Origin of the sequence: Dickeya sp. MK7, assembly GCF_000406305.1 — a bacterium.
Classification (GTDB): Bacteria; Pseudomonadota; Gammaproteobacteria; order Enterobacterales; family Enterobacteriaceae; genus Dickeya; species Dickeya fangzhongdai.
Map to the genome: position 1 here is coordinate 3,592,058 of NZ_CM001984.1, position 26,211 is coordinate 3,618,268.

Sequence of the window (26,211 nt, forward strand, 5' to 3'; positions counted from 1 at the left end):
CAGCCGACCGGGTTTCCCATGAAAGACAGGGATAAACCGGCATTAGTAAGAACCTCAGATTAATAAAATTCTATTTAATAAAAATCGAATCAATTGTTAACTATTTTAGTTATTCCAGATAAAAACACCGGACCATATCACTGAATTTAAAAGAAAATTTAATTCAACATCCATTATGAAAAGTTACCGGTCTCGATCACACTTTAGATAAAATTAATCACCCTCATAAAAAAAACGAGATTTTGATCACAAAACAAACAATCAAAAACGCTTAAAAATCCGCCTTGCCAAAGGACAAAATGGCATTTCATTTTTTTCACAAACACTTTTTAATTTTCAACAATGCAATTGGATTAGCGCCTACAGCGCAAGGAAACGGTCTATGAACAACACTCGTGTGTCTTCTGCAGGAACCAAAAGCCTACTGGCAGCCATTATCGCCACCGCGATGATGACTTCCGCAGCCCACGCAGCCAGCCTGCAAACCACTAAAGCGACAGAAGCGGCCTCAACCGGCTGGGCAACGCAGAGCAACGGCACCACCGGCGGCGCCAAAGCAACCTCAGCCAAAATCTATGCAGTAAAAAGCATCAGCGAATTCAAAGCGGCGCTGAACGGTACGGATACCGATCCCAAGATCATCCAGGTAACAGGGGCGATTGATATCAGCGGCGGCAAAGCCTACACCAGCTTTGACGATCAGAAGGCCCGCAGCCAGATCAGCATTCCGTCCAATACCACCATCATCGGTATCGGCAGCAACGGCAAGTTCACCAACGGTTCGCTGGTAGTGAAAGGCGTCAGCAACGTTATCCTGCGTAACCTGTATCTCGAAACGCCGGTGGATGTGGCGCCGCATTACGAAACAGGGGATGGTTGGAACGCCGAGTGGGACGCCGCGGTGATTGATAACTCAGACCACGTCTGGGTTGACCATGTCACCATCAGCGACGGCAGCTTCACCGATGACAAATACACCACCAAAAACGGTGAGAAATACGTCCAGCACGACGGCGCGCTGGATATCAAGAAAGGGTCCGACTTCGTCACCATTTCTTACAGCCGCTTCGAACTGCACGACAAAACCATCCTGATCGGCCACAGCGACAGCAATGGCTCACAGGACTCCGGCAAACTGCGCGTGACCTTCCACAACAACGTGTTCGACCGCGTTACCGAGCGTACTCCGCGTGTCCGCTTTGGTAGCATCCACGCTTACAACAACGTGTATCTGGGCGACGTGAAGCACAGCGTCTACCCGTATCTGTACAGCTTCGGTCTCGGCACCAGCGGCAGCATCCTGTCTGAAGCCAACTCCTTCACGCTCTCCAACCTGAAGAGCATCGATGGCAAAAACCCGGAATGCAGCATCGTGAAAGCCTTCAACAGCAAGGTATTCTCCGATAAAGGCTCGCTGGTTAACGGTTCGTCAACCACGAACCTGGATACCTGCGGCCTCACCGCTTACAAACCGACTCTGCCGTACAAATATTCGGCTCAGACCATGACGAGCAGCCTGGCTAGCAGCATCAACAGCAACGCAGGCTACGGCAAACTGTAATTTCTCTGCCGGCAACAGCGGCCACTTGAAAAAGTGGCCGTTTTTTGCATCAATCGCAGGGAGAAGAGGTCATCATCATGCTAATAATTACCTGGAAACGTACCCTTTTTCTCGGTTCCCTGCTTTGTCTGCCCATCTCTTTTGCGCAGGCTGAAAGCACCGCTCCGGAAACATCTGTTACCCCCTCGAACCCGACACTCAATGTCGCTACCCTGGCGCCCAACACCCTGATTAGCGGCAGAGTGGCCTACCGCGACATACGGTTTCCCGCCACGCTGCTGATCAAAGACCAGCGCGGCGTAGAGCGCAAAGTAAAAACCGACATTCAGGGGCGATTTTATGCCGACGTATCTTCGCTGGTTACGCCTCTGCGCCTGTCCGCCATCGAAGCTGGCGGGCAAAACTGTCTTACCAGCAACCAGCTTCGCGCCGTCTGCCTGAGCGCGCTGGTTCCACAATTACGTGATGGTCATGAAAATCACATTAATATCAATCCGCTGACCGACCGCATTCTGTCTGACGTTGCCGCGTCAGCGGGCTATATTGGCCCGCAGCAACTGATCGATGCCACTGCCTTGCCGGCATTGTCGGCCGCATCCTGGGAAACCGCCTACCGCGAATTCCATGCCGGTTTCGACGATGCGCTGAAGCAGGCCGGTATCGCCGTTCCCGCCCAGTTCGACCCGTTAACCTATCCGGATACGCAAACCCCGGCTTTTACCCAGGTTTTGCAGGTCATCAATCATGCCCGCAATTACCACAATGACAGCGGTCAGGCCGGCCACACCGTGCTGACTGACATCGCGTTTCGTCCGATTATCGGGCTGAATGCCTCCGGCAGTTACGAGCCATTGGACCTGACCAGCGCCAGTCAGCATCGCAAAGCGCTTGAGCGGGCGCGTACCCGAATTTTCATCGTCAGCGATTCAACCGCGGCAACCTATGAAAAAGCACGCTTCCCCCGGATGGGATGGGGACAGGTATTTGAACAGCAGTTCCGCCCCGGCAGTCAGATCGCCGTCGTGAATGGCGCCCGCTCCGGACGCAGCTCACGCGATTTCTACTACGAAGGCTGGTTCCGCCAGATGGAGCCTTTCATGCGGCCGGGCGATTATTTGTTTATCGGTATGGGGCACAACGATCAGAACTGCGATAGCCAGAAAGCGGTTCGCGGCGCGGCGGATGTCGCCAACCTCTGTACTTACCCCAACAGCGCCGACGGCAGGCCGCAATACCCGCAGGGCAAACCGGATATGTCTTTCCAGATCTCGCTGGAACGCTACATTCGTTACGCGCGGGCGCATCGGATGATACCGGTATTGCTGACCCCGACGGCGCGCGTCAAAAACGCCGAAGGAAAGAACGGGACACCGGCGGTCCACAGCCACCTGACAAAACAGAACAAAGCCGGCGGTTATGCCTTTATCGGCGATTACACGCAGACCATCCGCGATACGGCCAGCAAGAACAAAGTGCCGTTGCTGGATGTGGAAACCGCGACGCTGGCGTTGGCCAATCAGGGCGACGGCCAGCAATGGCAGCAATACTGGCTAGCGGTAGACCCGGAACGTTACCCCTATTACCGCGACCAGGCAGGCAGCCTGACTCAGCCCGACACCACCCACTTCCAGCAGAAAGGCGCGCAGGCGGTCGCGACGATAGTCGCCGACCAGATCAGCGCCACGCCTTCGCTGCGGGAACTGGCGGGCAAGCTGCAACCGACTGGTAGGTAATGCTGTGAAATAGGTTTTATAGGACGTTACTCGTGCATGAAGCACCTGGACCTCTGTCATCCACCACTAAAGGAATATGTGTATGTTAAAAACGATCTCAGGAACCCTCGCGCTGTCGCTGATTATCGCCGCCAGCGTACATCAGGCACAGGCAGCGACAACCTACAACGCTGTGGTGTCAAAATCCGCCAGCGACGGCAAAACGTTCAAAACCATTGCCGACGCGATTGCCAGCGCCCCGGCGGGCAGTACGCCGTTCGTCATTCTGATCAAGAACGGCGTCTATAACGAACGCCTGACGATTACCCGCAGTAACCTGCACCTGAAAGGCGAAAGCCGTAGCGGTGCCGTCATTGCCGCCGCTACGGCGGCGGGCACCCTGAAGTCGGACGGCAGCAAATGGGGAACGGCAGGCAGCAGCACCATCACCATCAGCGCCAAGGATTTCAGCGCCCAATCGCTGACCATTCGCAACGACTTTGATTTCCCGGCCAATCAGGCCAAAAGCGACAGCGACAGCAGTAAAATCAAGGATACGCAGGCGGTAGCGCTGTACGTCAACAAAAGCGGCGACCGCGCCTACTTCAAAGACGTCAGCCTGATCGGCTATCAGGACACGCTGTATGTTTCCGGCGGCCGCAGCTTCTTCTCCGATTGCCGTATCAGCGGCACAGTTGACTTTATCTTTGGCGACGGCACCGCGCTGTTCGACAACTGCGATCTGGTTTCCCGTTATCGCGCTGATGTGAAAAGCGGCGGTATCTCCGGTTACCTGACTGCGCCCAGCACCAACATCAATCAGAAGTATGGTCTGGTGATCACCAACAGCCGCGTGATTCGGGAAAGCGATTCGGTACCGGCAAAAAGCTACGGGCTGGGTCGCCCCTGGCATCCGACAACAACGTTCTCTGATGGTCGTTACGCGGATCCGAACGCTATTGGTCAGACCGTTTTCCTGAACACCAGTATGGATAACCATATTTATGGTTGGGACAAGATGTCCGGCAAGGACAAGGACGGCAATACCATCTGGTTCAATCCGGAAGATTCCCGTTTCTTCGAGTACAAATCCTATGGTGCGGGAGCGGCGGTGAGCAAAGACCGTCGGCAACTGACCGACGCACAGGCGAAAGAGTACACCCAGAGCAAAGTACTGGGCGACTGGACGCCGACACTCCCCTGACGGATTGCCAGTCTGATGCCACAATCACCACCTCCCCCAGGAGGTGGTTTAAGGCTGACAACAAAACAGCCAGCCGCTAGCGGCTGGCTGTTTGTCTTTCCGAAACACGAAAAACATGACCGCTGTCAGATGGCGGCTTCGTCCTCTTCGCCGGTGCGGATACGGATTACACGAGCCACATCAAAGACAAAGATCTTGCCGTCGCCGATCTTGCCGGTCTGCGCGGTGCTCATGATGGTTTCCACACAGGTATCAACGATATCGTCGGACACCACGATCTCAATTTTCACTTTCGGCAGAAAATCCACCATGTATTCGGCGCCGCGATACAGCTCCGTATGGCCCTTCTGGCGTCCGAATCCTTTTACTTCCGTGACCGTCATCCCGGTGATGCCAACCTCGGCTAACGCTTCGCGTACATCATCCAGTTTGAATGGTTTAATAATCGCATCAATTTTTTTCATGGTGAAATCCTAATCATCACTATGTAGCGGCCAGAGCCAGCACGGCGAAATCATGATCGGCCATGCAATTCACAATAACTTAACACTATTCTTTAAAATCGTTGGCGTCCAGTTCGTGCCGCGCCAGCAATTTATAAAATTCCGTACGGTTTCGCCCCGCCATGCGCGCCGCCTGCGTCACGTTACCTTTGGCGATCTGCAGTAATTTGCGCAGGTAATTGAGCTCAAACTGATTACGCGCTTCGGCAAACGTAGGCAGCGCCGTATTTTCCCCTTCCAGCGCCTGTTCCACCAGCGCATCGCCAATTACCGGCGCACTGGTCAGCGCGACGCATTGCTCAATCACATTGACCAGTTGCCGCACGTTGCCCGGCCAACTGGCCGCCATCAGGCGTTTCATGGCGTCCGTCGAAAAACTGCGTACAAAGGGTTTGTGTCGTGCCGCCGCTTCGCGCAGCAAGTGGTTGGCCAACAGCGGAATATCTTCAGCTCGCTCATTCAACGCAGGCAGTTTGAGATTCACCACATTGAGGCGATAGTAAAGATCCTCACGAAACTCCCCTTTCTCCATCGCTTTGGGTAAATCACGATGGGTGGCGGAAATAATCCGCACATTGATGTCTATATCCCGGTTACTGCCCAGCGGCCTGATCTTACGCTCCTGCAATACGCGCAACAGCTTCACCTGCAACGCGAGCGGCATGTCGCCGATTTCATCCAGAAACAGCGTACCGCCTTCCGCCGCCTGGAATAACCCCTCGCGCTGGCTGACTGCGCCGGTAAAGGCCCCGCGGGCATGACCGAATAATTCGGATTCCAGCAAAGGTTCCGGCAATGCGCCGCAGTTGATGGCGATAAACGGCCTTCCCGCCCGGGGGCTGGCGGCGTGAATCGCCTGCGCCAGCACCTCTTTCCCGGTGCCGCTCTGACCGTTAATCAATACGCTGACATCCGACTGCGCCACCATTTTGGCCTGTTCAAGCAGGCGCAACATAATCGGACTGCGCGTCACTACCGCTGCGCGCCAGCTCTCATCGCTTGCCGGCGGCGACAGCTTAAGCGCATCATCAATCGCTTTGTATAACGCGTCGCGATCAACCGGCTTGGTCAAAAAGCTGAATACGCCCTGCTGCGTTGCCGCCACCGCTTCAGGGATAGAACCGTGCGCAGTCAGGATAATCACCGGCATTCCCGGCTGATTTTTCTGGATTTCGGCAAACAAGGCCAACCCATCCATTTCATCCATGCGCAAGTCACTGATCACCAGATCGATTTTTTCCCGCAGCAACAACCGCAACGCGTCCTGACCGCTGGTTGCCGTGGTGACGGTAAACCCTTCGCTGGTCAGGCGCATTCCCAGCAATTTCAATAGGCTGGGATCATCATCCACTAACAGCAGGCTGGCGGATTTTCGGGTGGTCATTCGCTTTTCATTCCTTTTTTCACCACAGCGGGCGGCGTTTCGCTTTCACCGCTTTTTACCGCCCGACGCCCTTCGCCATCCGGCAAATCGCCCTGAACCGGCTTACGCGATGAGAGCTGACGTTCGATATCGGTCAAATTTTCCAGTTTACGCGTCGTGGCTTCCAACTGGGATTGCAACTGATTCTGCTGTTCATGCATAACTTCCAGCTGTTTGTCGCTGTTTTCCTGTGTGCGCTGGAAGCGCTGGCGCTCATCGGCCAGGGTCAACATCAGGTTCTGTTTATCCAGCCAGACCTGAAACAGCGGCAGCAACGTCAGCGGCACATTCAGCCGATGACGGTTCAGTTGTTCAATAATCTGGCGGCGCTCCTGCACCGTGGTTTCGGCATTATCCAGCAAGATGGCCTGACGGAACAAACCGCTCCAGTCATTCTCTCCCACCAACAGCGTCTGCTGCCGGGCCTGCGCCGGCGTCATGCGTGAAGCGCAATCCATCACGCGTAACCAGTACAACGCGTTGTTCATCGCATCGGTGTTATGGAGTTGCCACAACCGCCCACAGGACATGGTGCGGTAATCCGCCACCTGCTCTTTAGGCGGACTGACTATCTCTGTCCCTCGCCGCTCGGCGGGGGTATTGTCGTTATCCTGAGCGCAGCCAGCCAGTAAAACAGCCATCAAAAATAGCCACGGCAGGATCAGCAGCTTTTTCAGCGCGGCAACCGCCTCCGGGCCGGACAACAACATCACCGGACCTCGTAACGACAGGAGGCTTAACAACCGTGCAATCATGGTTAATTCTCAGTGTTCAATGGTAATTCAATACGGAAACAGACATCGGCGTAATCCACCGTGACCAGATTCAGCTCCCCTTGCATACGGCGGATGCAATCCTGCGCAATACTCAATCCCAGGCCACTCCCTTTTACTGCGCCCTTGCGCTGGTGAGTTCCCTGATAAAAAGGCTCGAATATCATGCTTTTATCCGATTCAGGAATCGGAGTGCCGCTGTTGGCGACATCGATCTGAACCCGGCCCTCGACCTGACGGCTGCGGATCCAAATGTTACCGGATTCCAGCCCGTAGTGCACCGCATTGGAATAGAGATTATCCACCACCCGCATCAACAGCGTGGTTTCCGCCCGGCACGCCTTCGCATCCAGTTCAATATGCGTTTGCATCAGTTTGCCACGCGCCGGCAGGCTGTGAGCAGATACGACCATATTGATGATATCGTCGATATCCACCTGCTCCAGCCCGGCCGGCGCATCCGCCAGTTTTCGGTTATAGTCGAGCAGTTGTTCAATCAGTTGCTGCAGATGGCGGCTGCTGTTATCGAGAATCGCCACCACCTCTTTCTGGTCAGCCGTCAGCGTGCCGACCACTTCGTCCGCCAGCAACGCGGCACCTTCACGCAGGCTCGCCAGCGGCGTTTTCAACTCATGGGACAAGTGGCGCAAAAACTCGTGACGTTGCGCTTCCAGCCAGGACAGCCGCTCGCTCAGCCAGATGATTCGCTGCGCCAGAGAACGAATTTCCGTCGGCCCTCTGAAACTGGCGATTCGGCCCAACGGACGGCCTTCTCCCAGCCGGTTGATCATGCGCTCGACGCCTTTCACCGGCCCGATAATCATCCGGGTAAACAGCATCACCAGCAGCACGCTGACCAGGAACAACACCAGCGCCTGCCAGCCGAAAAAACGGCCTCGCTCGGCAATGTCTTGTTGCAACTGCTGCCCGCGCGAGAAAATCACTTCGCGGGTTGCCTGCACCATCTGGGCATTCGTGCGGGAGAAATTATCCAGCACCGTGGCGGATGCCGCCGCCGGACCGTTATTCTGACAACGGATATCCGTCAGTTGCGTCAGGTATTGCCGCAGATTTTGATAATAGGAAGGGTCAGGCAGAATCGGCGCATGGGCGTCAAGCATCTGGGAATACTGCTTGCGCTGGTTTTGATACAGTTGCGATAGGGTTTGATCCCCCAGCACGCAAAACTGGCGGTAGCTGCGCTCCATGCTGACGGCGGTGCTGGTCATGGCTTCGCTACGCCGGGCATCGGCCAGTGTGGTGTTATTGATTCCGGCGGCCTGTTCGCTGAGGTGATCCAGACTCTCGTAGGCTTGATAAGCCAGCACCAACAGCGGCAACAAAACCAGCAGGAACGCCATAATGACCAACTGCCGCAAAGAGCGTGGAAAAAAACGCCAACGTTTCAACGAAATCATATCGTTACCTGCCAGAACAGTCCGCCTGATATATCGCTCGCAATAACGCGTCATTGTACGCGTTATCCGCATCACCTCAAAAGCAGACCGTCAGGATCGCGGAAAATCGCACGCAATCATGCCGTGCAGCAATGCAAAATCCGGCCGCAAAGCATGAGTCGGCTCGCAAAATAGTGTCGAACAGATCAAAAGCGGCGGCCCCAAAAAGCGAAACCCGGTCACACAGTAACTGTCTGACCGGGTCTCTGAATAGGCGGTGCCTCACTCAACGTGTCGCCCGATGTGCGATAAAGCCCGAAGGCAGTTATCAATAAAGCTGGACGATAGGCACCTTATCTTTTGGCATCATTCCGGGTGTTATGAGCATGAATATGACGTTCACCATGCCATCATAACCAGTTGAATGAGCAGCGACGCTATTATGCACTTACCGTGCCAATTATCAATAAAATAAAACAAGACACTGAAATACAAATAAAAATAAAATAACCATACTCAAAATTATCGCAGCAACGATCCGGCAGGCCCTTCAACCCGGCGGAAATTTAGCTTTTTGTCGCTAAAAAAAGACATCCTGATAGGTAACAAAAACAACCATTAAAAATCAAATAGATAAATGTCACCTTTTAGCGACAGGCTAATACGGCGTTGTCGCTGATTTGAGACAAAAAATAAAGGGACCGAAGTCCCTTTATTATCAATGCATTACTTTATCGCATCACCCCAACTGACGGCGTGCGTTACGGAACATACGCATCCACGGGCTGTCCTCGCCCCATTCTTCCGGGTGCCAGGAGTTGCTGACCGTACGGAACACGCGCTCCGGATGCGGCATCATCACCGTAGCACGGCCGCTGACGCTGGTTACCGCGGTGATGCCGTTCGGCGAACCGTTCGGGTTAACCGGGTAATCTTCCGTAACCTGACCGTAGTTGTTAACGAAACGCAACGCCACCAGTTGATGCTGTTCCAGCGCAGCCAGATGACCGTCGTCACGCACTTCTACGCGGCCTTCGCCGTGAGATACGGCGATCGGCATACGGGAACCGGCCATATCCTGCAGGAACAGCGATGGGCTGCTGGTCACTTCCACCAGGCTGAAACGCGCTTCAAAACGGTCTGACTTGTTGCGCACAAAACGCGGCCAGTGCTCCGCCCCCGGAATCAGTTCACGCAGGTTGGACATCATCTGACAGCCGTTACATACGCCCAGCGCCAGCGTTTGCGGACGCAGGAAGAAAGCGGCGAATTCATCACGCACCCGATCGTTGAACAGGATTGATTTCGCCCAGCCCTCACCGGCGCCCAGCACATCGCCGTAAGAGAAACCGCCACAGGCGACCAGCGCCTGGAAGTCCTGCAGGTCACGGCGACCGGCCAGCAGATCGCTCATATGAATATCAATGGCGTCAAACCCGGCGCGATGGAACGCCGCGGCCATTTCCACATGAGAGTTGACGCCCTGCTCGCGCAGTACCGCCACCTTCGGGCGCGCCTGACGACTGATGAACGGCGCGGCAATGTCCTCGCGCAGATCGAAGGTCAGCGCCACGTTCAGCCCCGGATCGTTGTCATCGGATTTGGCGTGATGTTCCTGATCGGCGCACTGCGGGTTATCACGCAGACGCTGCATTTGCCAGGTAGTTTCAGCCCACCAGTTGCGCAGCGTAGTGCGGCTTTCGTGATACACCACATCGTTACCGCTATGAATGATGAAGTGGTTGCCGACTTCCGCCTGTCCCAGATAATGCACGCAATCCGCCAGACCATGCTCAGCCAGTACCTGTTCCACTTCAGCACGGCGGGAAGCTTCGATCTGGATAACCGCGCCCAGTTCTTCGTTGAACAGCACCGCCAGCGCATCTTCGCCCATGGAACCGATGTCGGCTTTGACGCCGCAATGCCCGGCAAACGCCATCTCCGCCAGCGTGACCAGCAGGCCGCCGTCTGAACGGTCGTGGTAAGCCAGCAGAGCCTGATTCGCCACCAGCGCCTGCATCGCATTGAAGAAGCCCGCCAGTTGGGCCGGATTACGCACATCCGCGGTTTTACGACCCAGTTGGCGATAAACCTGCGCCAGCGCCGTAGCGCCCAGCGCGTGATGCCCGGCGCCCAGATCGATCATCAGCAGTACGTTATCTTTGTCGGTACGCAACTGCGGCGTGACGGTATGACGTACGTCTTCCACACGGGCAAAGGCGGAAATGACCAGCGACAGCGGCGCCGTTACCGATTTGTCTTCGCCGTTTTCCTGCCAGCGGGTTTTCATCGACATGGAGTCTTTGCCCACCGGAATGGTCAGCCCCAACGCCGGACACAGCTCTTCACCTACCGCCTTCACGGCTTCATACAGACCAGCGTCCTCGCCCGGATGCCCGGCCGCCGCCATCCAGTTGGCGGACAGTTTCACCCGTTTCAGGTCGCCGATATGCGTCGCTGCAATGTTGGTTAACGCTTCCCCGACCGCCAGCCGCGCCGAAGCGGCGAAATTACGCAGCGCCACCGGCGCACGTTCGCCGATGGACATGGCTTCACCGTAATAACTATCCAGACTGGCAGTAGTCACGGCACAGTCCGCCACCGGCACCTGCCACGGCCCGACCATCTGGTCGCGCGCCACCATCCCGGTTACCGTACGGTCGCCGATGGTGATCAGGAAGGTTTTCTCGGCCACCGTCGGCAAGTGCAGCACACGTTCAACCGCGTCCGCCAGATAAATACCTTCGCGATTCAACGGCGTGCCTTCCACGTCTTTGCGCTCAACATCACGCAGCATTTTCGGCGTTTTGCCCAGCAGCACGTCCAGCGGCATATCGATCGGCTTGTTGTTGAAATGGCGATCGCCGAGCGTCAGATGCTGTTCTTCCGTGGCTTCGCCAATGACCGCATAAGGCGCGCGCTCACGACGGCAGATTTCATCAAACTGCGCCAGTTGTTCCGGCGCTACCGCCAGCACATAACGCTCCTGCGACTCGTTACACCAGACTTCCAGCGGGCTCATGCCCGGTTCGTCATTCAGGATATCGCGCAGTTCAAAACGGCCGCCGCGACCACCGTCGCTAACCAGTTCCGGCATAGCGTTGGACAAACCGCCGGCGCCGACGTCATGGATAAACAGAATGGGGTTTTGTTCGCCGAGCTGCCAGCAGCGGTCGATCACTTCCTGGCAGCGACGCTCCATTTCCGGGTTATCGCGCTGTACCGAGGCGAAATCCAGATCCGCGTCAGACTGGCCGGAGGTCATAGAAGACGCCGCGCCGCCGCCCAGACCGATGTTCATCGCCGGGCCGCCCAGCACGATCAGCTTGGCGCCGATGCTGATTTCGCCTTTCTTCACATGATCGGCGCGAATGTTGCCGATGCCGCCCGCCAGCATGATCGGCTTGTGATAACCACGCACTTCAACGCCGTTATGGCTGTCCACCGCTTCTTCATAAGTACGGAAATAACCGGTCAGCGCCGGACGGCCGAATTCGTTATTGAACGCCGCGCCGCCCAGCGGACCGTCGGTCATGATGTCCAGCGCGCTGACGATACGGTCTGGCTTGCCGAAATCCTGCTCCCACGGCTGGATAAAGCCCGGAATGCGCAGGTTGGATACTGAGAATCCCACCAGACCGGCTTTCGGTTTTGCCCCCCGCCCGGTGGCGCCTTCATCGCGGATTTCGCCGCCGGAACCGGTCGCCGCGCCCGGCCACGGTGAAATGGCGGTCGGGTGGTTGTGCGTTTCCACTTTCATCAGGATATGCGCGTCTTCCTGATGGTAGCCGTAAGCGCCCTGCGGATCAGGGAAGAAACGGCCGACAGCCGACCCTTCCATCACCGCCGCGTTATCCTTATAAGCAGACAGCACATAGTCCGGCGTATGCTCAAAGGTGTTTTTGATCATCTTGAACAGTGACTTCGGCTGCGTCTCGCCATTGATGATCCAATCGGCATTAAAGATTTTGTGACGGCAGTGCTCGGAATTCGCCTGCGCGAACATGTAGAGTTCGATATCTGTCGGATTGCGTCCCAGTTTGGTAAAAGCATCCAGCAGATAATCCATTTCGTCGTCGGCCAGCGCCAGACCCAGACGCAGGTTGGCCTCCTCCAGCGCGGGGCGGCCCTGCAGCAGAATTTCCACCCGTTTCAGCGGAGCCGGCTGATGCTGGGAAAACAGCAGATTGGCCTGTTGCAGGTCGTCAAACACGCTTTCCATCATGCGGTCATGGAGCAGCGCGGCCAGTTCCCGCCACTGCGCATCGCTGAGCGTCGGCGCGTGGATGTAAAACGCCAGACCGCGCTCCAGACGACGGATTTTCTGCAAACCGCAATTGTGCGCGATGTCGGTCGCCTTGGAAGACCAGGGAGAAATGGTGCCCGGACGCGGGGTCACCAGAATCAGCCGCCCGGTCGGCTCGTGCTCTGCGAGAGAAGGGCCGTATTTCAGCAGTCGGCTCAGTCGTGACTGTTCTTCATGGTTTAGCGGAGCGTTCACATCGGCGAAGTGGACGTATTCGGCATAAATGTCGCTGACGGGCAGGTGATACTCCTTGCACCGGGCCAACAGTTTATTGATACGAAAAGCCGATAAGGCGGGTGAACCACGCAGTATTTCCATCATCTAAATTTCTCTCGTCTTCGAGGCACCGGAGACAGTGCGTCAGGGCGCTACAGGGGGGAAACGCGCGCTATTATAGAGAATAGTGGCGCGCGACGAAACCGTTTGCGTAGCGATTGTTAAACATTGAGAGCACCTTGCGGTCAAACAGTAGGCAAACTAATAAAAGTTGCACACTGGCGGTTTGTTAAGCAAAATGCCCCCCGACTCTGGGACAGATGCATAAGAAACTGCCGTTACAGACAGACAGGCCAACCGGCCGCCGAGAGACAACTCATTGAAGCGTTTAACGATAAATTATGTTTTCATCGGGGTGATCGCTTTGCTGTTGACGCTGGCACTGTGGCCAAATATTCCCTGGCGCAGTCACCAGGATGTTCAGCTAAGGCAAATCCTTTCACGTGGCGAGCTGCGCATCAGCACCGTGACCTCTCCGCTGACCTATACGCTCAGCAACGGTTCCCCCACCGGACTGGACTACGAACTGGCCAAACGGTTCGCCGACTACCTCGGCGTGCGGCTGGTGGTATCGGTGCGCCAAAACGTCGACGACTTATTTAGCGATCTGGATAACGACAATGCCGACCTGCTGGCCGCCGGTCTGATTTACAACCGGGAGCGCCTGAGCCGTTTCCGGGCCGGCCCTTCCTATTATTCGGTGTCGCAGCAACTGGTCTATCGCATGGGTACGGCTCGCCCCGGCGCGCTGGACAAATTGCAGGGCAAGCTGACCGTGTTGTCCGGCTCGGCGCACGCCGCTACGTTGCGCGATTTCAAAGCCGGTAAATACCCGCAGCTGAATTGGGAGGTCGCCACCGACCTGTCCGAGCTGGACCTGCTAAAACAGGTGGCGGAAGGAAAACTGGATTACACCATCGCCGACTCAATAAACATCGGCCTGATGCAGCGTATTCACCCACAGCTAGCGGTGTCGTTCGACCTCAGCGACGAAGAGCCGGTCACCTGGTATATGCGGCAAAACCATGACGATAGCCTCTCCGCCGCGCTGCTCGACTTCTTCAGCCAGATGATGGAAGACGGCACCCTCGCCCGTCTGGAAGAGAAGTACCTCGGGCATGTCGGCGAGTTCGACTATGTGGATACCACCACCTTCCTCAGCGCCATCGACAATACCCTGCCGGGCCTGCGTCCGCTGTTCGAGAAATACGCCAGAGAAATCGACTGGAAACTGCTGGCGGCCATTTCGTATCAGGAGTCGCACTGGAATCCGCTGGCAACCTCGCCGACCGGAGTGCGCGGTTTGATGATGCTGACCCGCAATACCGCAGAAAGCCTGGATGTGGCGGATCGACTCAACCCGGAAGAAAGTATTCGCGGCGGCGCCAGATACCTGAATCAGATGATGCAGCAGGTGCCGGCCACCATCCCGACGGATGAACGCATCTGGTTTGCGCTGGCCGCCTATAACATGGGCTACGCCCATATGATGGATGCCCGCAAACTGACGGAAAAACAGAAAGGGAATCCTGACAGTTGGGCCGACGTCAAAATACGCCTGCCGATGCTGAGCCAGAAACGCTACTACGCCCAGACCGCCAACGGTTACGCCCGCGGTCAGGAGGCTTACAACTACGTGGAAAACATCCGGCGCTACATGGTTAGTCTGGTCGGGTATCTTTCGGAGAAAGAAAGCCGGGCGTTGCAACAGCAACTGGCCGCCAGCGCTTATCCCGCCGTACCGCCGGAACAGTTAACCGCCAATCCTTCCCGCTGACGCACGGCCGCTCAGTCGGACGAGTCCCGTTCGGCGGAGCGCGCGTCACGCTGCTGCTGACGGCGCATACGGAAAAAACGGCTCAGTAGGTCAGAACACTCATCCGCCAGGACCCCGTCGGTAATGGCGATATGATGGTTCATGCCCGGATGGCGCAGGATATCCACCAGTGAACCGGCCGCGCCGGTCTTGGCGTCAGCCGCGCCATATACCAGCCGGTTGATGCGGCTGTGAATCATGGCGCCGGCGCACATCACGCATGGCTCCAGCGTGATGTACAGCGTGGTATCCAACAGGCGGTAGTTTTGCAGCGCCTGTCCGCCCTGCTGTAACGCCATGATCTCTGCATGGGCGGTGGGATCGTGCCGGCTAATCGGGCGATTCCAGCCTTCGCCGATGATCTTATCTCCCTGCACCAGCACGGCGCCGACCGGCACCTCGCCTTCGTCCCAGGCCCGTTGCGCCAGCGTCAGTGCATGACGCATCCAGAATTCATCATCCATTGGATTACTCATCATTCCTCTTGGCTTCCGCCCTCATCACGTGCGGCGCGCATTATACATGCCAGCGGCGGCGAGTCATTCCAGTTGCTGCAGATGGCCGGCCGGCGTCACGCGCCAGCGATGCGCACAGAAAAAGAGTAGCGGATTATCCTGTTGGCTGTCGCTGTAGCCGCTGTAAAGCTCAAGCGGCGCCCCCAGTCGGCGCTCCATCTGCACGACTTTTTCGTGCCCCAGACAACGCAGGCTCAACACCCAACCGCCCCAGCGCCGCGTCATCTGGCTGCCGATCAACTGGACCTGAGGCAGAAACGACGCATCGCGGTAGACTTGTTCGACCAGCCGCTGCGGCGAACCGGTCACCAGCCAGACCTGCGACCGGCTGTCGGCCAGATAGCCTTCCAGACGCTGGTGAACCAGAGGAAAAGCAGTGACCCGCCGGCGGAACCAGACCACAAACGCCTGCTCCAGCTGTCGCAGCCGCGCTTCACGCCGTCCCGCCGTGATCGCCCACAGCAACAGACTAACCGGCCAGCGAGCGGCGCGACCATTGATGGTCAATCCTGCCGCCAGCAAAGGCAACAAAGGAACAACCAGCAACAAATTCAACGGTAAATGGCGGATCAAGAACCACAGAAAACTGCCGAACAGATCCTGACGATGCAATGTGCCGTCCAGATCGAAGAACACAACGCGCATGGCCGTCGGCGATGAATTCAACATGCGCGTGCTCCGGTGGTTCGAATCAGAGGCGATGGCATTAGGCCTTCTCCACGCCCAGCGCATCGCGCAGATAGCCGTCTTTCTCAGCCAGCCGCTGTCTGGCCTGTTGCGCGTCGCAGCCGGTCACCACCATCACTATCGCCGGTTTAACCTCATAATCGGTCTGCGTCAGACAGCGCTGCGCGGTATCCCGATCAACGCCGGTGGCGTCCATCAGGATACGGCAGGCGCGATCCACCAGTTTCACGTTGGTGGCTTTTACATCCACCATCAGGTTTTGATACACCTTGCCCAAACGCACCATCGCGCCGGTGGAAATCATGTTCAGCACCAGTTTTTGCGCCGTGCCGGATTTCAGCCGGGTGGAGCCGGTCAACACTTCCGGTCCCACCAACGGAGAAATGGCTATCTCCGCAGCCTGCGCAATCGGCGAATGCGGGTTGCAGGAAATGGCGGCGGTACGACAGCCCAACGCACGCGCATAGCGCAAGCCGCCAATCACATAGGGGGTTCGCCCCGACGCAGCAAGGCCGATAACCATATCCTGAGCGGTTAGCGTCAGCGCGATCAAATCCGCTTCGCCTAACGCCGGATCATCTTCAGCGCCTTCAACCGCCTTCAGCAAGGCTCCGGGGCCGCCGGCAATCAATCCCACTACCAGGCCATGCGGCACGCCAAAGGTAGGCGGACATTCCGACGCATCCAGTACGCCAAGACGGCCGCTGGTGCCGGCCCCCTGGTAAATAATTCGTCCGCCGGTCTTCAGGCAGCCAGCAGCGGCATCCACCGCCTGAGCTATCGCCGGCAAAACGTCACGGATCGCCTCCGGCACCCGGTGATCTTCCTGATTGAACAATGACACCATCTCCAGCGTAGACAGTTGATCCAGATTCATGGACGCCGGATTACGTGTTTCCGACACCAGCGCGCCGAAATCCATACTTTTTTCGTCTTTCATCATTATTCAGTCGCCTTGCTCATCAAGCTGCGTTGATCGCCGCCAACCGGCGCTCATAGGTAACACTCTGCCGAGCCAATAAAAAACGGCTTGCAAGTTAACTGGCAAGCCGTTTTGTCAGTACTTCTCAACATCAGAATATTTTGTCCTCATCTTCGCGGATTAGCGAATCCAGATCACCCAACGCTTCACGCGCCTGTGCCCGGTTGATGAGTTTAAGCTGTGCAGCCGCCGGGAAATCCGTGATGTTAATCTGACCTTTGGTGATCAACACCTGAATCAGATCTTCCAGTACACGCACCATTTCCAGATCGCTGCTGCGCAGTCGCTCGATGTTAGCCAGAATAGCCTGCTGATTATTCAGCCACGCCATTGCTTCAACAGAACCATCCGGCAGTTCGCCGTTCATTTCGGGAAACGGCGATTCCTCTACCCTGATGAGATGGCCGTTGCTGTCACGCAAAATATAAAACATACCAAGCCCTTTTTTATTTGCAAAAGAGAACTCACCCGGCAAGGCGGCTCTCTACTCCTGATTAGGATTTCAGATGTTACCGCGCACGATAATCGCACGTCCGGCTACCAGCAGAGGACGACCACGCTAGCACGTCTCAACGCGCACGCACGCTTCTGCCAGGGAGTGCCGGCATCGAAACCCATCTTCTCCATCCGATCCGAATGACACGTTGACGCACCGCCTGCCATCTGTCGGGTGGAATCAGTGCCGCCGCACGGGCATACTACCTACCGCACGACGGGGCCTGAACAAGCTCGCGATCCCTCATCGGCACATCACGTCAGGCCACCCACCAGCATGGCATTTTCACCACCGCCGGGCAAGCTATCCACGTGATTCTCTGCCCGAGCTCCGCGTTTTACGACCGGTTGAATCGCGTGCAGAGCATTATCCGCTTACTGATTACCAAACGTATTATGTCGTATCAAAATGTCAGTTATATTGACCGCCATGAATGATTTCCAGCCAGAGCGGATCGACGGGACGGCCTCAAACCCGGCATGACTCCGACAGGCGGCCTTGAAATGAAAGGTTGCGTCCGGCAAGGTTCGCCATGAATAATGCTTGCCAGTCAAAACCTGAAAAAACAACAAAATCAGGCCATATTGCTCACTTTTTTCTATTTTTTATCTGTGATCGCATTGCCTGCAGGCGGTCACGATGGCTAAGGAACGCGCAGCGACATGAATACACACCATGAGCAGCCACCGGGCGGCGAGGATTATCATCATTCCCCGCAACATCAGGATCCCCGCATCCGCCACGACGACCCTTTGCTCGACAGCCTGCTGGTTCTGTGTCGGCTGCAGGGAAAGCCGACCAGCCGCGCTACGCTGACCGCAGGGCTACCGCTTGAAGACCTGCGTTTGCCCGCCAGTTTGTTGCCGCGCGCCGCGGCTCGCGCCGGTTTACGGGCCCGGATACTCAAACGCTCGCTGAACGCCATTCCGGCGATGTCGCTGCCCGCCATGCTGTTACTGCGCGAAGGGCGCGCCGCCATCCTGTTGGGCTGGACGGCAGACGGCAACGCCCGCCTGATGACAGGTGAAACCGAAGGCGGCGAAATTACGGTCGACCACAATACGTTGCAGCAAAACTATCTGGGGCTGGTGATGTTCGCCCAGTCGGCTCATCGCTTCGAAGCCGCTCCGACAGCCTTGCTGCCGCGAAGCAAAGCCTGGTTTCGGGACACGCTGAAGCTATCGCGCAGTCTGCATCTGGATGCCGTGGTCGCCAGCCTGCTGATTAATATCATCGCGCTGTTTGTCCCGCTGTTCGTCATGCAGGTCTACGATCGGGTAATCCCCAATCAAACCACAACCACCTTGTGGGTGCTGGCCTCCGGCGTCGGCATTGCCTTACTCTTTGACCTTATCCTGCGGGTATTACGCAGCATTTGCGTCGATATCGCCGGGAAAAAGACCGACCTTATCCTTTCCGCCACCTTGTTTGAACGCCTGACCGGCATGATGCTGTCGGCCTTTCCGGCCCGGACCGGCGCGGTGGCGCACCGGGTACGGGAATTTCAGGCCTTGCGCGATACGTTATCGTCGCTGACGCTGGGAACGCTGATCGACTTTCCGTTCACGCTGCTGATGCTGATTCTGCTCGGTATGCTGGGTGGCCCGCTGGTCTGGATACCATTGCTGACGCTGCCGCTGGTCCTGCTGATCAACGGACTGTTGCAAAAGCCGATCACGGCGGCGCTGGTTCATTCCCGGCGTCTGACAGACGAACGACAAGCGCTGCTGACCGAAACGCTGGGAGGGCTGGATGCCGTCAAAATTAATAATGCGGAAGGCGAACGCCAGCGCCAGTGGGAACAAATCAGCGGCGACATCAGCCGGCTGGACTCGCGGGTGAAAACGTTATCGGCCATCGCCACTCATCTGACGCAATCATGTCAGCATCTCGCCGGTATAGTGGTGATTGTCTCAGGGGTATATCTGCTGCTGGACAACCAACTAACCCTGGGCACGCTGTTCGCCTGTTATCTGCTAAACAGCCGGGCGCTGATGACGCTGGGGCCGCTGTCCGAACTGTTTACCCGTTATCAGCAGGCGCGTCTGACGCTGGAGGAAACCCAACGTCTGATGGAATTACCGCAGGAGCGAGGCGAACAGCCCTACCCTCTGAAACGGGAAAGCATTCAGGGCAGCATCGAGTTTCGTGATGTCACCTTCCGTTATCCGGAACAGAAGAATCGCGCCCTGATTGATATCAATCTGTCGATCCGACCCGGCGAAAAAGTCGGCATTATCGGTCGTACCGGCTCTGGTAAAAGTTCGCTGGAAAAGCTGATCGCCAACCTCTATCAACCGACCAACGGCAACCTGCTGATCGACGGCGTGGATGCCCGTCAGCTCGATATCGCCGATGTGCGTCACCACATCGGCTATGTGCCGCAGGATATCCAACTGTTCAGCGGTACGCTGCGGGACAACCTGATTTGCGGCGCCCGCTATGTAGAAGACGACGCGATGCTGCGCGTGGCGGATATCGCCGGCGTGAATGATTTCGCCCGGTTGCACCCGGACGGTTATAACCTGCAGGTGGGCGAACGGGGTATGCAACTGTCAGGCGGCCAGCGGCAGGCGGTAGCTATTGCACGCGCGCTGCTGCTTGATCCGCCGATTCTGGTGATGGACGAACCTACCAGCGCCATGGACAACAGCAGCGAAGACCGGTTTAAACAGGCTCTGCAAACCTGTCTCGTCAACAAGACGCTGCTGCTGGTGACACACCGGGTTTCCATGTTGACGCTGGTCGATAGGCTGGTGATCGTGGACAAAGGACGCATTATCGCCGATGGTCCCAAAGCCATTGTGCTGGATGCATTAAAGAAGGGGCAGATCAATGCGTCTCGCTAAGTTCATGCAACATCTTAACGCGTATTTCTCCAGCCATCACCCGCAGGATCCTCAGGCGCTGCCGGACGTGGGTCAGGCGCTGGTGGAAGATACGCCCCGCATCATCCGGCTATCGATCTGGATCATGCTGGCTTTTGCGGTCTTTCTGGTCGGTTGGGCGGCGGTTGCCGAAATTGATGAGGTGGTGCATGCGACAGGGAAAACGGTCAGCCAGTCGCAGCGCTATCGGGTTCAGGCGCAGGAAACGGGCGAACTCAGCGACATGTATATCCGCGAAGGGCAGATCGTCAATGTCGGCGAGCCCCTGATGCGGTTGGAGCATGTCCAGTCTTCCAACACGAACACGTCTGACGCCGGTGAAAACAAGGCGGATAAGCTGTCGCTGGTGGTGTCTCCCGTGCGGGGCATTATCAGATACATTCTGGTCGATGCCACTACCGGGCAGATTTCTCCCGGCCGTACGCTGGTGGAAATCACGCCGCTGGATGACAAGCTGCTGATCGAAGCGCGGGTCAGGCTGCAGGATATGGCGTTTTTGCGCCCTGGACAGGAAGCAATGATGACGTTCACTGCGTATGACGACACCACATTTGGCGGGCTAAAGGGGTATATCGATCAGATCAGCCAGGATATGGTGACCGATCAGGCCGGTAACAGCTTTTATCTTGTTCGGTTGCGTACGGAGAAAAACTATCTGGGGAGTATCGACAAGCCGCTGCTGATTCTTCCCGGCATGGCCGCCAATGTGAATATCATTACCGGCAGGAAAACGTTGCTCAGCTATCTGTTGAAACCGATTCGGCAAGCTCGGGCGGAAGCGCTGCGGGAAAGATAACGCGAATCGGCGTTTACTGGTGGGTGTTCAAGTCATGATAGATCTGGGTCTGGCTTCGTCCCAGAGCCTTCGCCTGATACATCGCCGCGTCGGCATTGATAGCCAGCGTCAGCGAATCCGTACCGTGTTCCGGATACAGCGCAATCCCGATGCTGCATGAAATATCCAGCTTCTTGCCCTCAATATAAAACGGTTCATTGAGGGCATGGTGTATCTTGTCCGCGACATACAACGTGTTCTCGACCTCTTTGATCCCCTGCAGCAGGATAATAAATTCATCGCCGCTGCGGCGGTACACCGTGTCTGTTTCACGCACTGCGCCTCGCATACGCGCCGCGGCTTCCTTCAACAGCAAATCCCCGGTCGCATGACCGAAGGTATCATTAATCTGCTTGAACTTATCCAAATCGAGGAACATTAACGCGATCTTGCGATGGGTCTGGCGAGACAGCTGGATAGCCTGCTCCATTTGCTCGGCAAAAGTCAGCCCGTTGGCCAACGAAGTCAGGGAGTCGTAGTGCGCCAGTTGTCGATAATGCTCTTCACTGCGACGCAGCATATCAATCGCCCGATAACGCTCGATCGCCACCGCCACCAGTTGCGCTGATTTCTCGATCGAAGCGATTTCGTCCTCTGTCGGAGAATAAACCTTGCGGTGATACACGCTCAGCACCCCAAGAATTTCCTTATTCTGCCCGAAAATAGGTTCAGACCAGCAGGAACGCAAGCCGGCATACAACGCCAGGCCTTTATACAACGCCCAATGGGGATGGGTGGAAATATCTTCCGCAATCACGCGCTTGCCGGAGTAGGCGGCCGAACCAAACGAGGCGGCGCCATCGGCAATTTTTACATTATGGATAGCGTTCTTGTAAAAACCGGGCAGGCTGGGAGCCGAGCCAAGGGTCAGGCACTTCTTCTCCTTGTCGACCAGCAGAACGGAGCAGACAATTCTCCCGGGGTTTTTCTCCTCTACGCTGAAGATGATCGCATCCAGAATGTCCTTCAGCGGCGCGCCGCTCGACAGCAATTCCAGCGCGCGGTTGTAGGAGTTGTCATGGTGTTCCTGAGTCTTGCGCTCAGTGATATCCATTTTTATGCTGACATACTGAACCGCATCGCTGGCTTTATTATATATTTTAACAATGCTGGCTTTTTCCCAATATAACTGTCCGTTTTTCTTACGATTAATAAACTCGCCGTTCCAAATCTCGCCTTTATTCAGGGTGGACCACAGTTCCTCATACACGCTGGCGTTGGTCATGCCGGAACTTAATATATTCGTCTTGCGCCCAATCACCTCTTCCGCTTCATAACCCGACATCACGGTGAACTGCCGGTTCACGTACACGATTTCACAGCTTTCATTAGCGATCATAATGGATGATGGGCTGTATTCGGCGGCAAAGAACACCATGTTCAGGAAGTCCTGCTTTTTTTGTTCCGCGTTAGCTTTTTCCTGGAATTTGCGGCTCCTTGCAGAAGAAATCCCTAAGAGTACTATTAATAGGGTTATTATAATTTCATACACAATAACACTCTCCTCAGGCCCGGAACGGTCCTGATCGAACAAATCGCATCACTGAAGACGAAAAATCCCGGTAATAACTCCCCTCGTATGGATTTTCAGGGTTGGCACATTTCCGGAGAGTAGAAAGGATGAATGAAAAAACTATCCAGCTCTGCAGGACAGGTTCATAGCCATAAAAACGACAGCATAAAGCCTCCATTATATCGCCGTGTGCAGACCTAAATAATAGAATCAAGAGAATTAGCTTAATCAGTTATATTAATGATAGTTATAGACATAAGCCTGGCTAATATTTTGATACAGCTCTTTACAGATTTCGTAGCGCAGTATTTTGACTATCAATTTTTCGTAAGCAAATCAATTATACCGATAAGTCCCACCATTTTAATCAAAAATAACTATCACCAGCCGTTTTTTGATCGTTGGTAGCAAACATTTATTTTTTTGTCTTTATAAATCAAATAATTGCAACAATAAAATCAATCAGTTCTTTCTCTTATGATTGCTGTTTTTTTCGACTGCCGTCACAGTTTACTTGTTCAGCAAACAGAACCTCGGCCACATAAAACACTATATTTATATAAAAAACAAGGCATAAAAAATGAAAAGTCCATGACTAGCAATCTAATCATTTATTTTATACTGTATATCGATGGAGTATGAATTTTTCTTTTACCCTCAACGAGCTGATGAGAACGTCGGCAGGTTTCCAGGGAGTCTGAATACATGACATACCCGGGTAAAGGCAACAAAGCGGGCATAAGCGAAGGGATGATTACAACTCTGACCGAAGATCTTCCAAATTTTCAAACGGTTGAGGTCGGGACAAGAAATACCCCTGGGCTGCCGAGGCATTAGATTGTCTGACGATTTCCCACTCTTCTTCAGTTTCAACCCCTTCAATGACGACATCATTACAGTAAGTGGCAATCAGAGTGACCAGTGACGGAAACAGCTGCCGCCCCTCTTTGCTCTTAAGCAGCATAATGAAAAGCTCGCGGGCGATCTTGATACAGTCGTACCTTGCCGGCGACAGCGAGGAGAAATTCGCCACGCCGCAGCCAAAATCATCCAGCCAGAGCCGCCCCGCTTCGGGCAGTGTCGCCAGTGTGTCGTGAGGTAGAACCGCCAGGCTTTCAACCAGTTCAAAACGCAACCAGGGCATGGTCGTCAGCAGTTTCTTGGCTTTGCGGTTTCCCTGCAACGCCAGCAGCGTCAGCCCATCAATATTGACGGATGCGCGCAGCGCGTCCCGAACAAAGCGTTCATGCCATTGGCTCAGCAGTTGTAGTTGTTCAATAACGATATTTAAGCGTTCTTCGACATTGAGGCGGGCAAAGTAGTGTTCAGGAGATAAAAGTTTTTGCGGCATGGACGGGTGAAAAACGGCTGTCAGCAATTCAATTCCCATTAGACGACCGGAAGTACGGTAAATGGGCTGGAATCTGTACCGCCTGTGGCAGCTGTGCCAGTAATCAGCGTCTGCAAACTGTGCCTCCCCGGTGATGGAGGCTTCAGAGCCGGGCTGATTAAAGTGACTATTTTGCTGCACTATATGTTCCGCCATTGAAGGATATGCTTACGAATAAAAGTATACCACATGCATACATGAGTTTATCGACCTTGCCCCGACAATCTTTATCCGGGCCAACTGTAATGCGAGCTACAGTACAAAGCGAATATGACGGACACATTGCATGGGAATATTTGTTTTTTTATATCAAAAAGCTATGAGAAATTATGCATTACAATCGCATAATAGTGATTAATGTCTTCGTCGTATAGTCTCTCAATCAAACGAATAGGCTGTTTTTTTTAGCCCTTCTCCGCCTGCACCGTTTATGCCGTAACCAGGCTGTGTAACCGGCTCGCAGAAGAGTATAATCGGCGGCTGATTTATGAAAGGAAAGAAAACATGGCGCTGCTGATTACCGCGAAATGCATTAACTGCGATATGTGTGAGCCGGAATGCCCCAATCAGGCGATATCGATGGGGGATGAGATCTATGAAATTGACCCGTTACGTTGTACCGAGTGCGTCGGGCACTACGATACGCCAACCTGTCAGAAGGTCTGCCCGATAGACAACACCATTCTCAAAGACGCTAACCACCTGGAAAACCACGATCAACTGTGGGAAAAATTTGTCCTGCTGCACCATGCCGATCGGTTGTAATTGCCGATCATTGTAATACCGACCAGGCCGATGCCGCCCAATTTTAATTTTCAATAATCACGGTAGCGCAGGCGTAGTGGCGCTCATCCGCCAGCGAAACATGCACATGCCGAACACCCATTTCCTCGGCCAGTTCGGCGGCACGCGCCAGAAACCGTAGGCACGGTTTACCCAGCGGATCATTCGCGACTTCGAACTGCGCAAACGCCAGACCATCTCGAATGCCGGTGCCAAATGCCTTGGCGGCGGCCTCTTTGACCGCAAAACGCTTGGCCAGAAACCGAACCGGCTGCGAGTGAGCCTGATACTGCAACCACTCCTGTTCACTGAGCACGCGGCGGGCGAGACGATCACCGGAACGACCGGTGATCGCTTCAATACGGGCGATTTCGACGATATCTGTGCCGAGACCCAGAATCGCCATCAGCGACGGGCTTCCCGCATCAGGGTTTTCATTTCCGCCACCGCCGACGACAGACCGCTCATCACCGCACGTCCGATAATGGCGTGACCAATGTTCAGTTCGTGCATTTCCGGCAGCGCCGCAATCGGCTGGACGTTATGATAGGTCAGACCATGACCGGCGTTAACCTTAATGCCCCGGCCCGCAGCATAGGCTGCCGCTTCACGGATACGCTCAAATTCCTGCTGCCGGGCCGCATCGTTTTCCGCGTCGGCATAGGCGCCGGTATGGATTTCAATATAAGGAGCGCCGCTGGCTACCGCCGCGTCGATCTGGGCGTGGTCGGCGTCGATAAACAGCGACACCTGAATACCGGCCTGGCGCAATTGCGTCACCGCCGCGGTAATACGGTCGAGCTGACCGGCCACGTCGAGTCCGCCTTCCGTCGTCACTTCCTGCCGTTTTTCCGGCACCAGGCAACAAAAGTGCGGTTTCAGTTCGCAGGCTATCGCCAGCATTTCATCCGTTACCGCCATCTCCAGATTCATGCGGGTCTGGATGGTCTGGCGCAGCAGGCGCACATCGCGATCGGTAATATGGCGTCGATCTTCACGCAAGTGTACGGTGATACCGTCCGCTCCCGCCTGTTCCGCCACAAATGCCGCCTGTACCGGATCGGGATACGCCGTGCCACGAGCATTACGCAGGGTGGCGATATGGTCAATATTTACGCCCAACAACAACTCAGCCATGATCCATCCTTCAA

The 26,211-nt window shown here is 55.4% G+C and carries 20 protein-coding genes; 7 read left to right on the forward strand and 13 right to left on the reverse strand.

Features of this window, described 5'->3' with window-relative positions; all coding sequences use genetic code 11:
• Positions 1–382: 382 nt before the first annotated feature.
• The 3 genes from DXXMK7_RS15480 (at position 383) to pemA (ending at position 4,477) form a co-directional block, all read left to right on the forward strand.
• Positions 383–1,561 (forward strand): polysaccharide lyase, encoded by a 1,179-nt coding sequence (locus DXXMK7_RS15480; protein ID WP_038919873.1) that lies wholly within the window; start codon positions 383–385, stop codon positions 1,559–1,561.
• A gap of 77 nt (positions 1,562–1,638) precedes the next feature.
• On the forward strand, positions 1,639–3,294 hold the full coding sequence (gene paeY, locus DXXMK7_RS15485; protein WP_038919874.1) for a pectin acetylesterase PaeY: 1,656 nt from the start codon (positions 1,639–1,641) through the stop codon (positions 3,292–3,294).
• Between the two features lie 82 nt (positions 3,295–3,376).
• On the forward strand, positions 3,377–4,477 hold the full coding sequence (gene pemA, locus DXXMK7_RS15490) for a pectinesterase PemA (protein ID WP_038919875.1): 1,101 nt from the start codon (positions 3,377–3,379) through the stop codon (positions 4,475–4,477).
• A gap of 125 nt (positions 4,478–4,602) precedes the next feature.
• Here the strand turns inward: pemA and glnB are convergent, their stop codons facing one another.
• The 5 genes from glnB to purL form a co-directional block, all read right to left on the reverse strand.
• On the reverse strand, positions 4,603–4,941 hold the full coding sequence (gene glnB, locus DXXMK7_RS15495; RefSeq protein ID WP_013318986.1) for a nitrogen regulatory protein P-II: 339 nt from the start codon (positions 4,939–4,941) through the stop codon (positions 4,603–4,605).
• A gap of 85 nt (positions 4,942–5,026) precedes the next feature.
• Positions 5,027–6,364 (reverse strand): two-component system response regulator GlrR, encoded by a 1,338-nt coding sequence (gene glrR, locus DXXMK7_RS15500; protein WP_038666757.1) that lies wholly within the window; start codon positions 6,362–6,364, stop codon positions 5,027–5,029.
• Positions 6,361–7,158 (reverse strand): two-component system QseEF-associated lipoprotein QseG, encoded by a 798-nt coding sequence (gene qseG / locus DXXMK7_RS15505; RefSeq protein ID WP_038919876.1) that lies wholly within the window; start codon positions 7,156–7,158, stop codon positions 6,361–6,363. Before qseG ends, glrR begins: the two co-directional genes overlap by 4 nt.
• A 2-nt stretch (positions 7,159–7,160) precedes the next feature.
• Positions 7,161–8,594 carry a sensor histidine kinase KdpD gene (locus DXXMK7_RS15510; protein WP_038919877.1) on the reverse strand — a complete coding sequence of 478 codons (1,434 nt, stop codon included), beginning with the start codon at positions 8,592–8,594 and terminating at the stop codon, positions 7,161–7,163.
• Positions 8,595–9,312: 718 nt separating this feature from the next.
• Entirely contained in the window at positions 9,313–13,197 is a 3,885-nt protein-coding gene (purL, locus tag DXXMK7_RS15515; RefSeq protein ID WP_038921080.1) for a phosphoribosylformylglycinamidine synthase, read from the reverse strand.
• A gap of 277 nt (positions 13,198–13,474) precedes the next feature.
• Between purL and mltF the strand changes: the two genes are divergently transcribed.
• Positions 13,475–14,932: a membrane-bound lytic murein transglycosylase MltF gene (gene mltF / locus DXXMK7_RS15520; RefSeq protein ID WP_038919878.1), complete on the forward strand. Its 1,458-nt coding sequence runs from the start codon at positions 13,475–13,477 to the stop codon at positions 14,930–14,932.
• A gap of 11 nt (positions 14,933–14,943) precedes the next feature.
• Here the strand turns inward: mltF and tadA are convergent, their stop codons facing one another.
• From tadA to DXXMK7_RS15540, 4 genes are all read right to left on the reverse strand, one after another.
• Complete coding sequence (gene tadA, locus DXXMK7_RS15525) at positions 14,944–15,447, reverse strand: tRNA adenosine(34) deaminase TadA (RefSeq protein WP_038919879.1); 504 nt, start codon at positions 15,445–15,447, stop codon at positions 14,944–14,946.
• Between the two features lie 63 nt (positions 15,448–15,510).
• Positions 15,511–16,155, reverse strand: a complete 645-nt coding sequence (gene yfhb, locus DXXMK7_RS15530) for a phosphatidylglycerophosphatase C (protein WP_038919880.1) — start codon at positions 16,153–16,155, stop codon at positions 15,511–15,513.
• A gap of 37 nt (positions 16,156–16,192) precedes the next feature.
• Positions 16,193–17,116: an N-acetylmuramic acid 6-phosphate etherase gene (murQ, locus tag DXXMK7_RS15535; protein WP_256379661.1), complete on the reverse strand. Its 924-nt coding sequence runs from the start codon at positions 17,114–17,116 to the stop codon at positions 16,193–16,195.
• 130 nt (positions 17,117–17,246) lie between these two features.
• A complete protein-coding gene (locus tag DXXMK7_RS15540) occupies positions 17,247–17,588 on the reverse strand; it encodes a tryptophan synthase subunit beta (protein ID WP_038921083.1) in 342 nt (113 codons plus the stop codon).
• Between the two features lie 725 nt (positions 17,589–18,313).
• Here DXXMK7_RS15540 and DXXMK7_RS15545 point away from each other — a divergent pair.
• Together DXXMK7_RS15545 and DXXMK7_RS15550 are read left to right on the forward strand one after the other, a co-directional pair.
• Positions 18,314–20,500, forward strand: coding sequence for a type I secretion system permease/ATPase (locus DXXMK7_RS15545; protein WP_038919881.1), 2,187 nt, complete (start codon positions 18,314–18,316; stop codon positions 20,498–20,500).
• Complete coding sequence (locus DXXMK7_RS15550; protein WP_038919882.1) at positions 20,487–21,335, forward strand: HlyD family efflux transporter periplasmic adaptor subunit; 849 nt, start codon at positions 20,487–20,489, stop codon at positions 21,333–21,335. The genes DXXMK7_RS15545 and DXXMK7_RS15550 overlap by 14 nt, the downstream gene beginning before the upstream one ends.
• 13 nt (positions 21,336–21,348) lie before the next feature.
• Here DXXMK7_RS15550 and DXXMK7_RS15555 read toward each other — a convergent pair whose 3' ends face one another.
• Entirely contained in the window at positions 21,349–22,866 is a 1,518-nt protein-coding gene (locus DXXMK7_RS15555; RefSeq protein WP_038666731.1) for a bifunctional diguanylate cyclase/phosphodiesterase, read from the reverse strand.
• A gap of 775 nt (positions 22,867–23,641) precedes the next feature.
• Positions 23,642–24,433: a cyclic-guanylate-specific phosphodiesterase gene (pdeH, locus tag DXXMK7_RS15560; protein ID WP_071605222.1), complete on the reverse strand. Its 792-nt coding sequence runs from the start codon at positions 24,431–24,433 to the stop codon at positions 23,642–23,644.
• Positions 24,434–24,781: 348 nt separating this feature from the next.
• Between pdeH and DXXMK7_RS15565 the strand changes: the two genes are divergently transcribed.
• Positions 24,782–25,042, forward strand: a complete 261-nt coding sequence (locus tag DXXMK7_RS15565; RefSeq protein WP_038919884.1) for a YfhL family 4Fe-4S dicluster ferredoxin — start codon at positions 24,782–24,784, stop codon at positions 25,040–25,042.
• 43 nt (positions 25,043–25,085) lie between these two features.
• Here DXXMK7_RS15565 and acpS read toward each other — a convergent pair whose 3' ends face one another.
• Positions 25,086–25,466 (reverse strand): holo-ACP synthase, encoded by a 381-nt coding sequence (gene acpS / locus DXXMK7_RS15570; protein ID WP_038919885.1) that lies wholly within the window; start codon positions 25,464–25,466, stop codon positions 25,086–25,088.
• The gene (gene pdxJ, locus DXXMK7_RS15575; RefSeq protein ID WP_038919886.1) at positions 25,466–26,197 is read right to left on the reverse strand and encodes a pyridoxine 5'-phosphate synthase; all 732 of its coding nucleotides are present in this window, start codon (positions 26,195–26,197) and stop codon (positions 25,466–25,468) included. The genes acpS and pdxJ overlap by 1 nt, the downstream gene beginning before the upstream one ends.
• Positions 26,198–26,211: the final 14 nt, after the last annotated feature.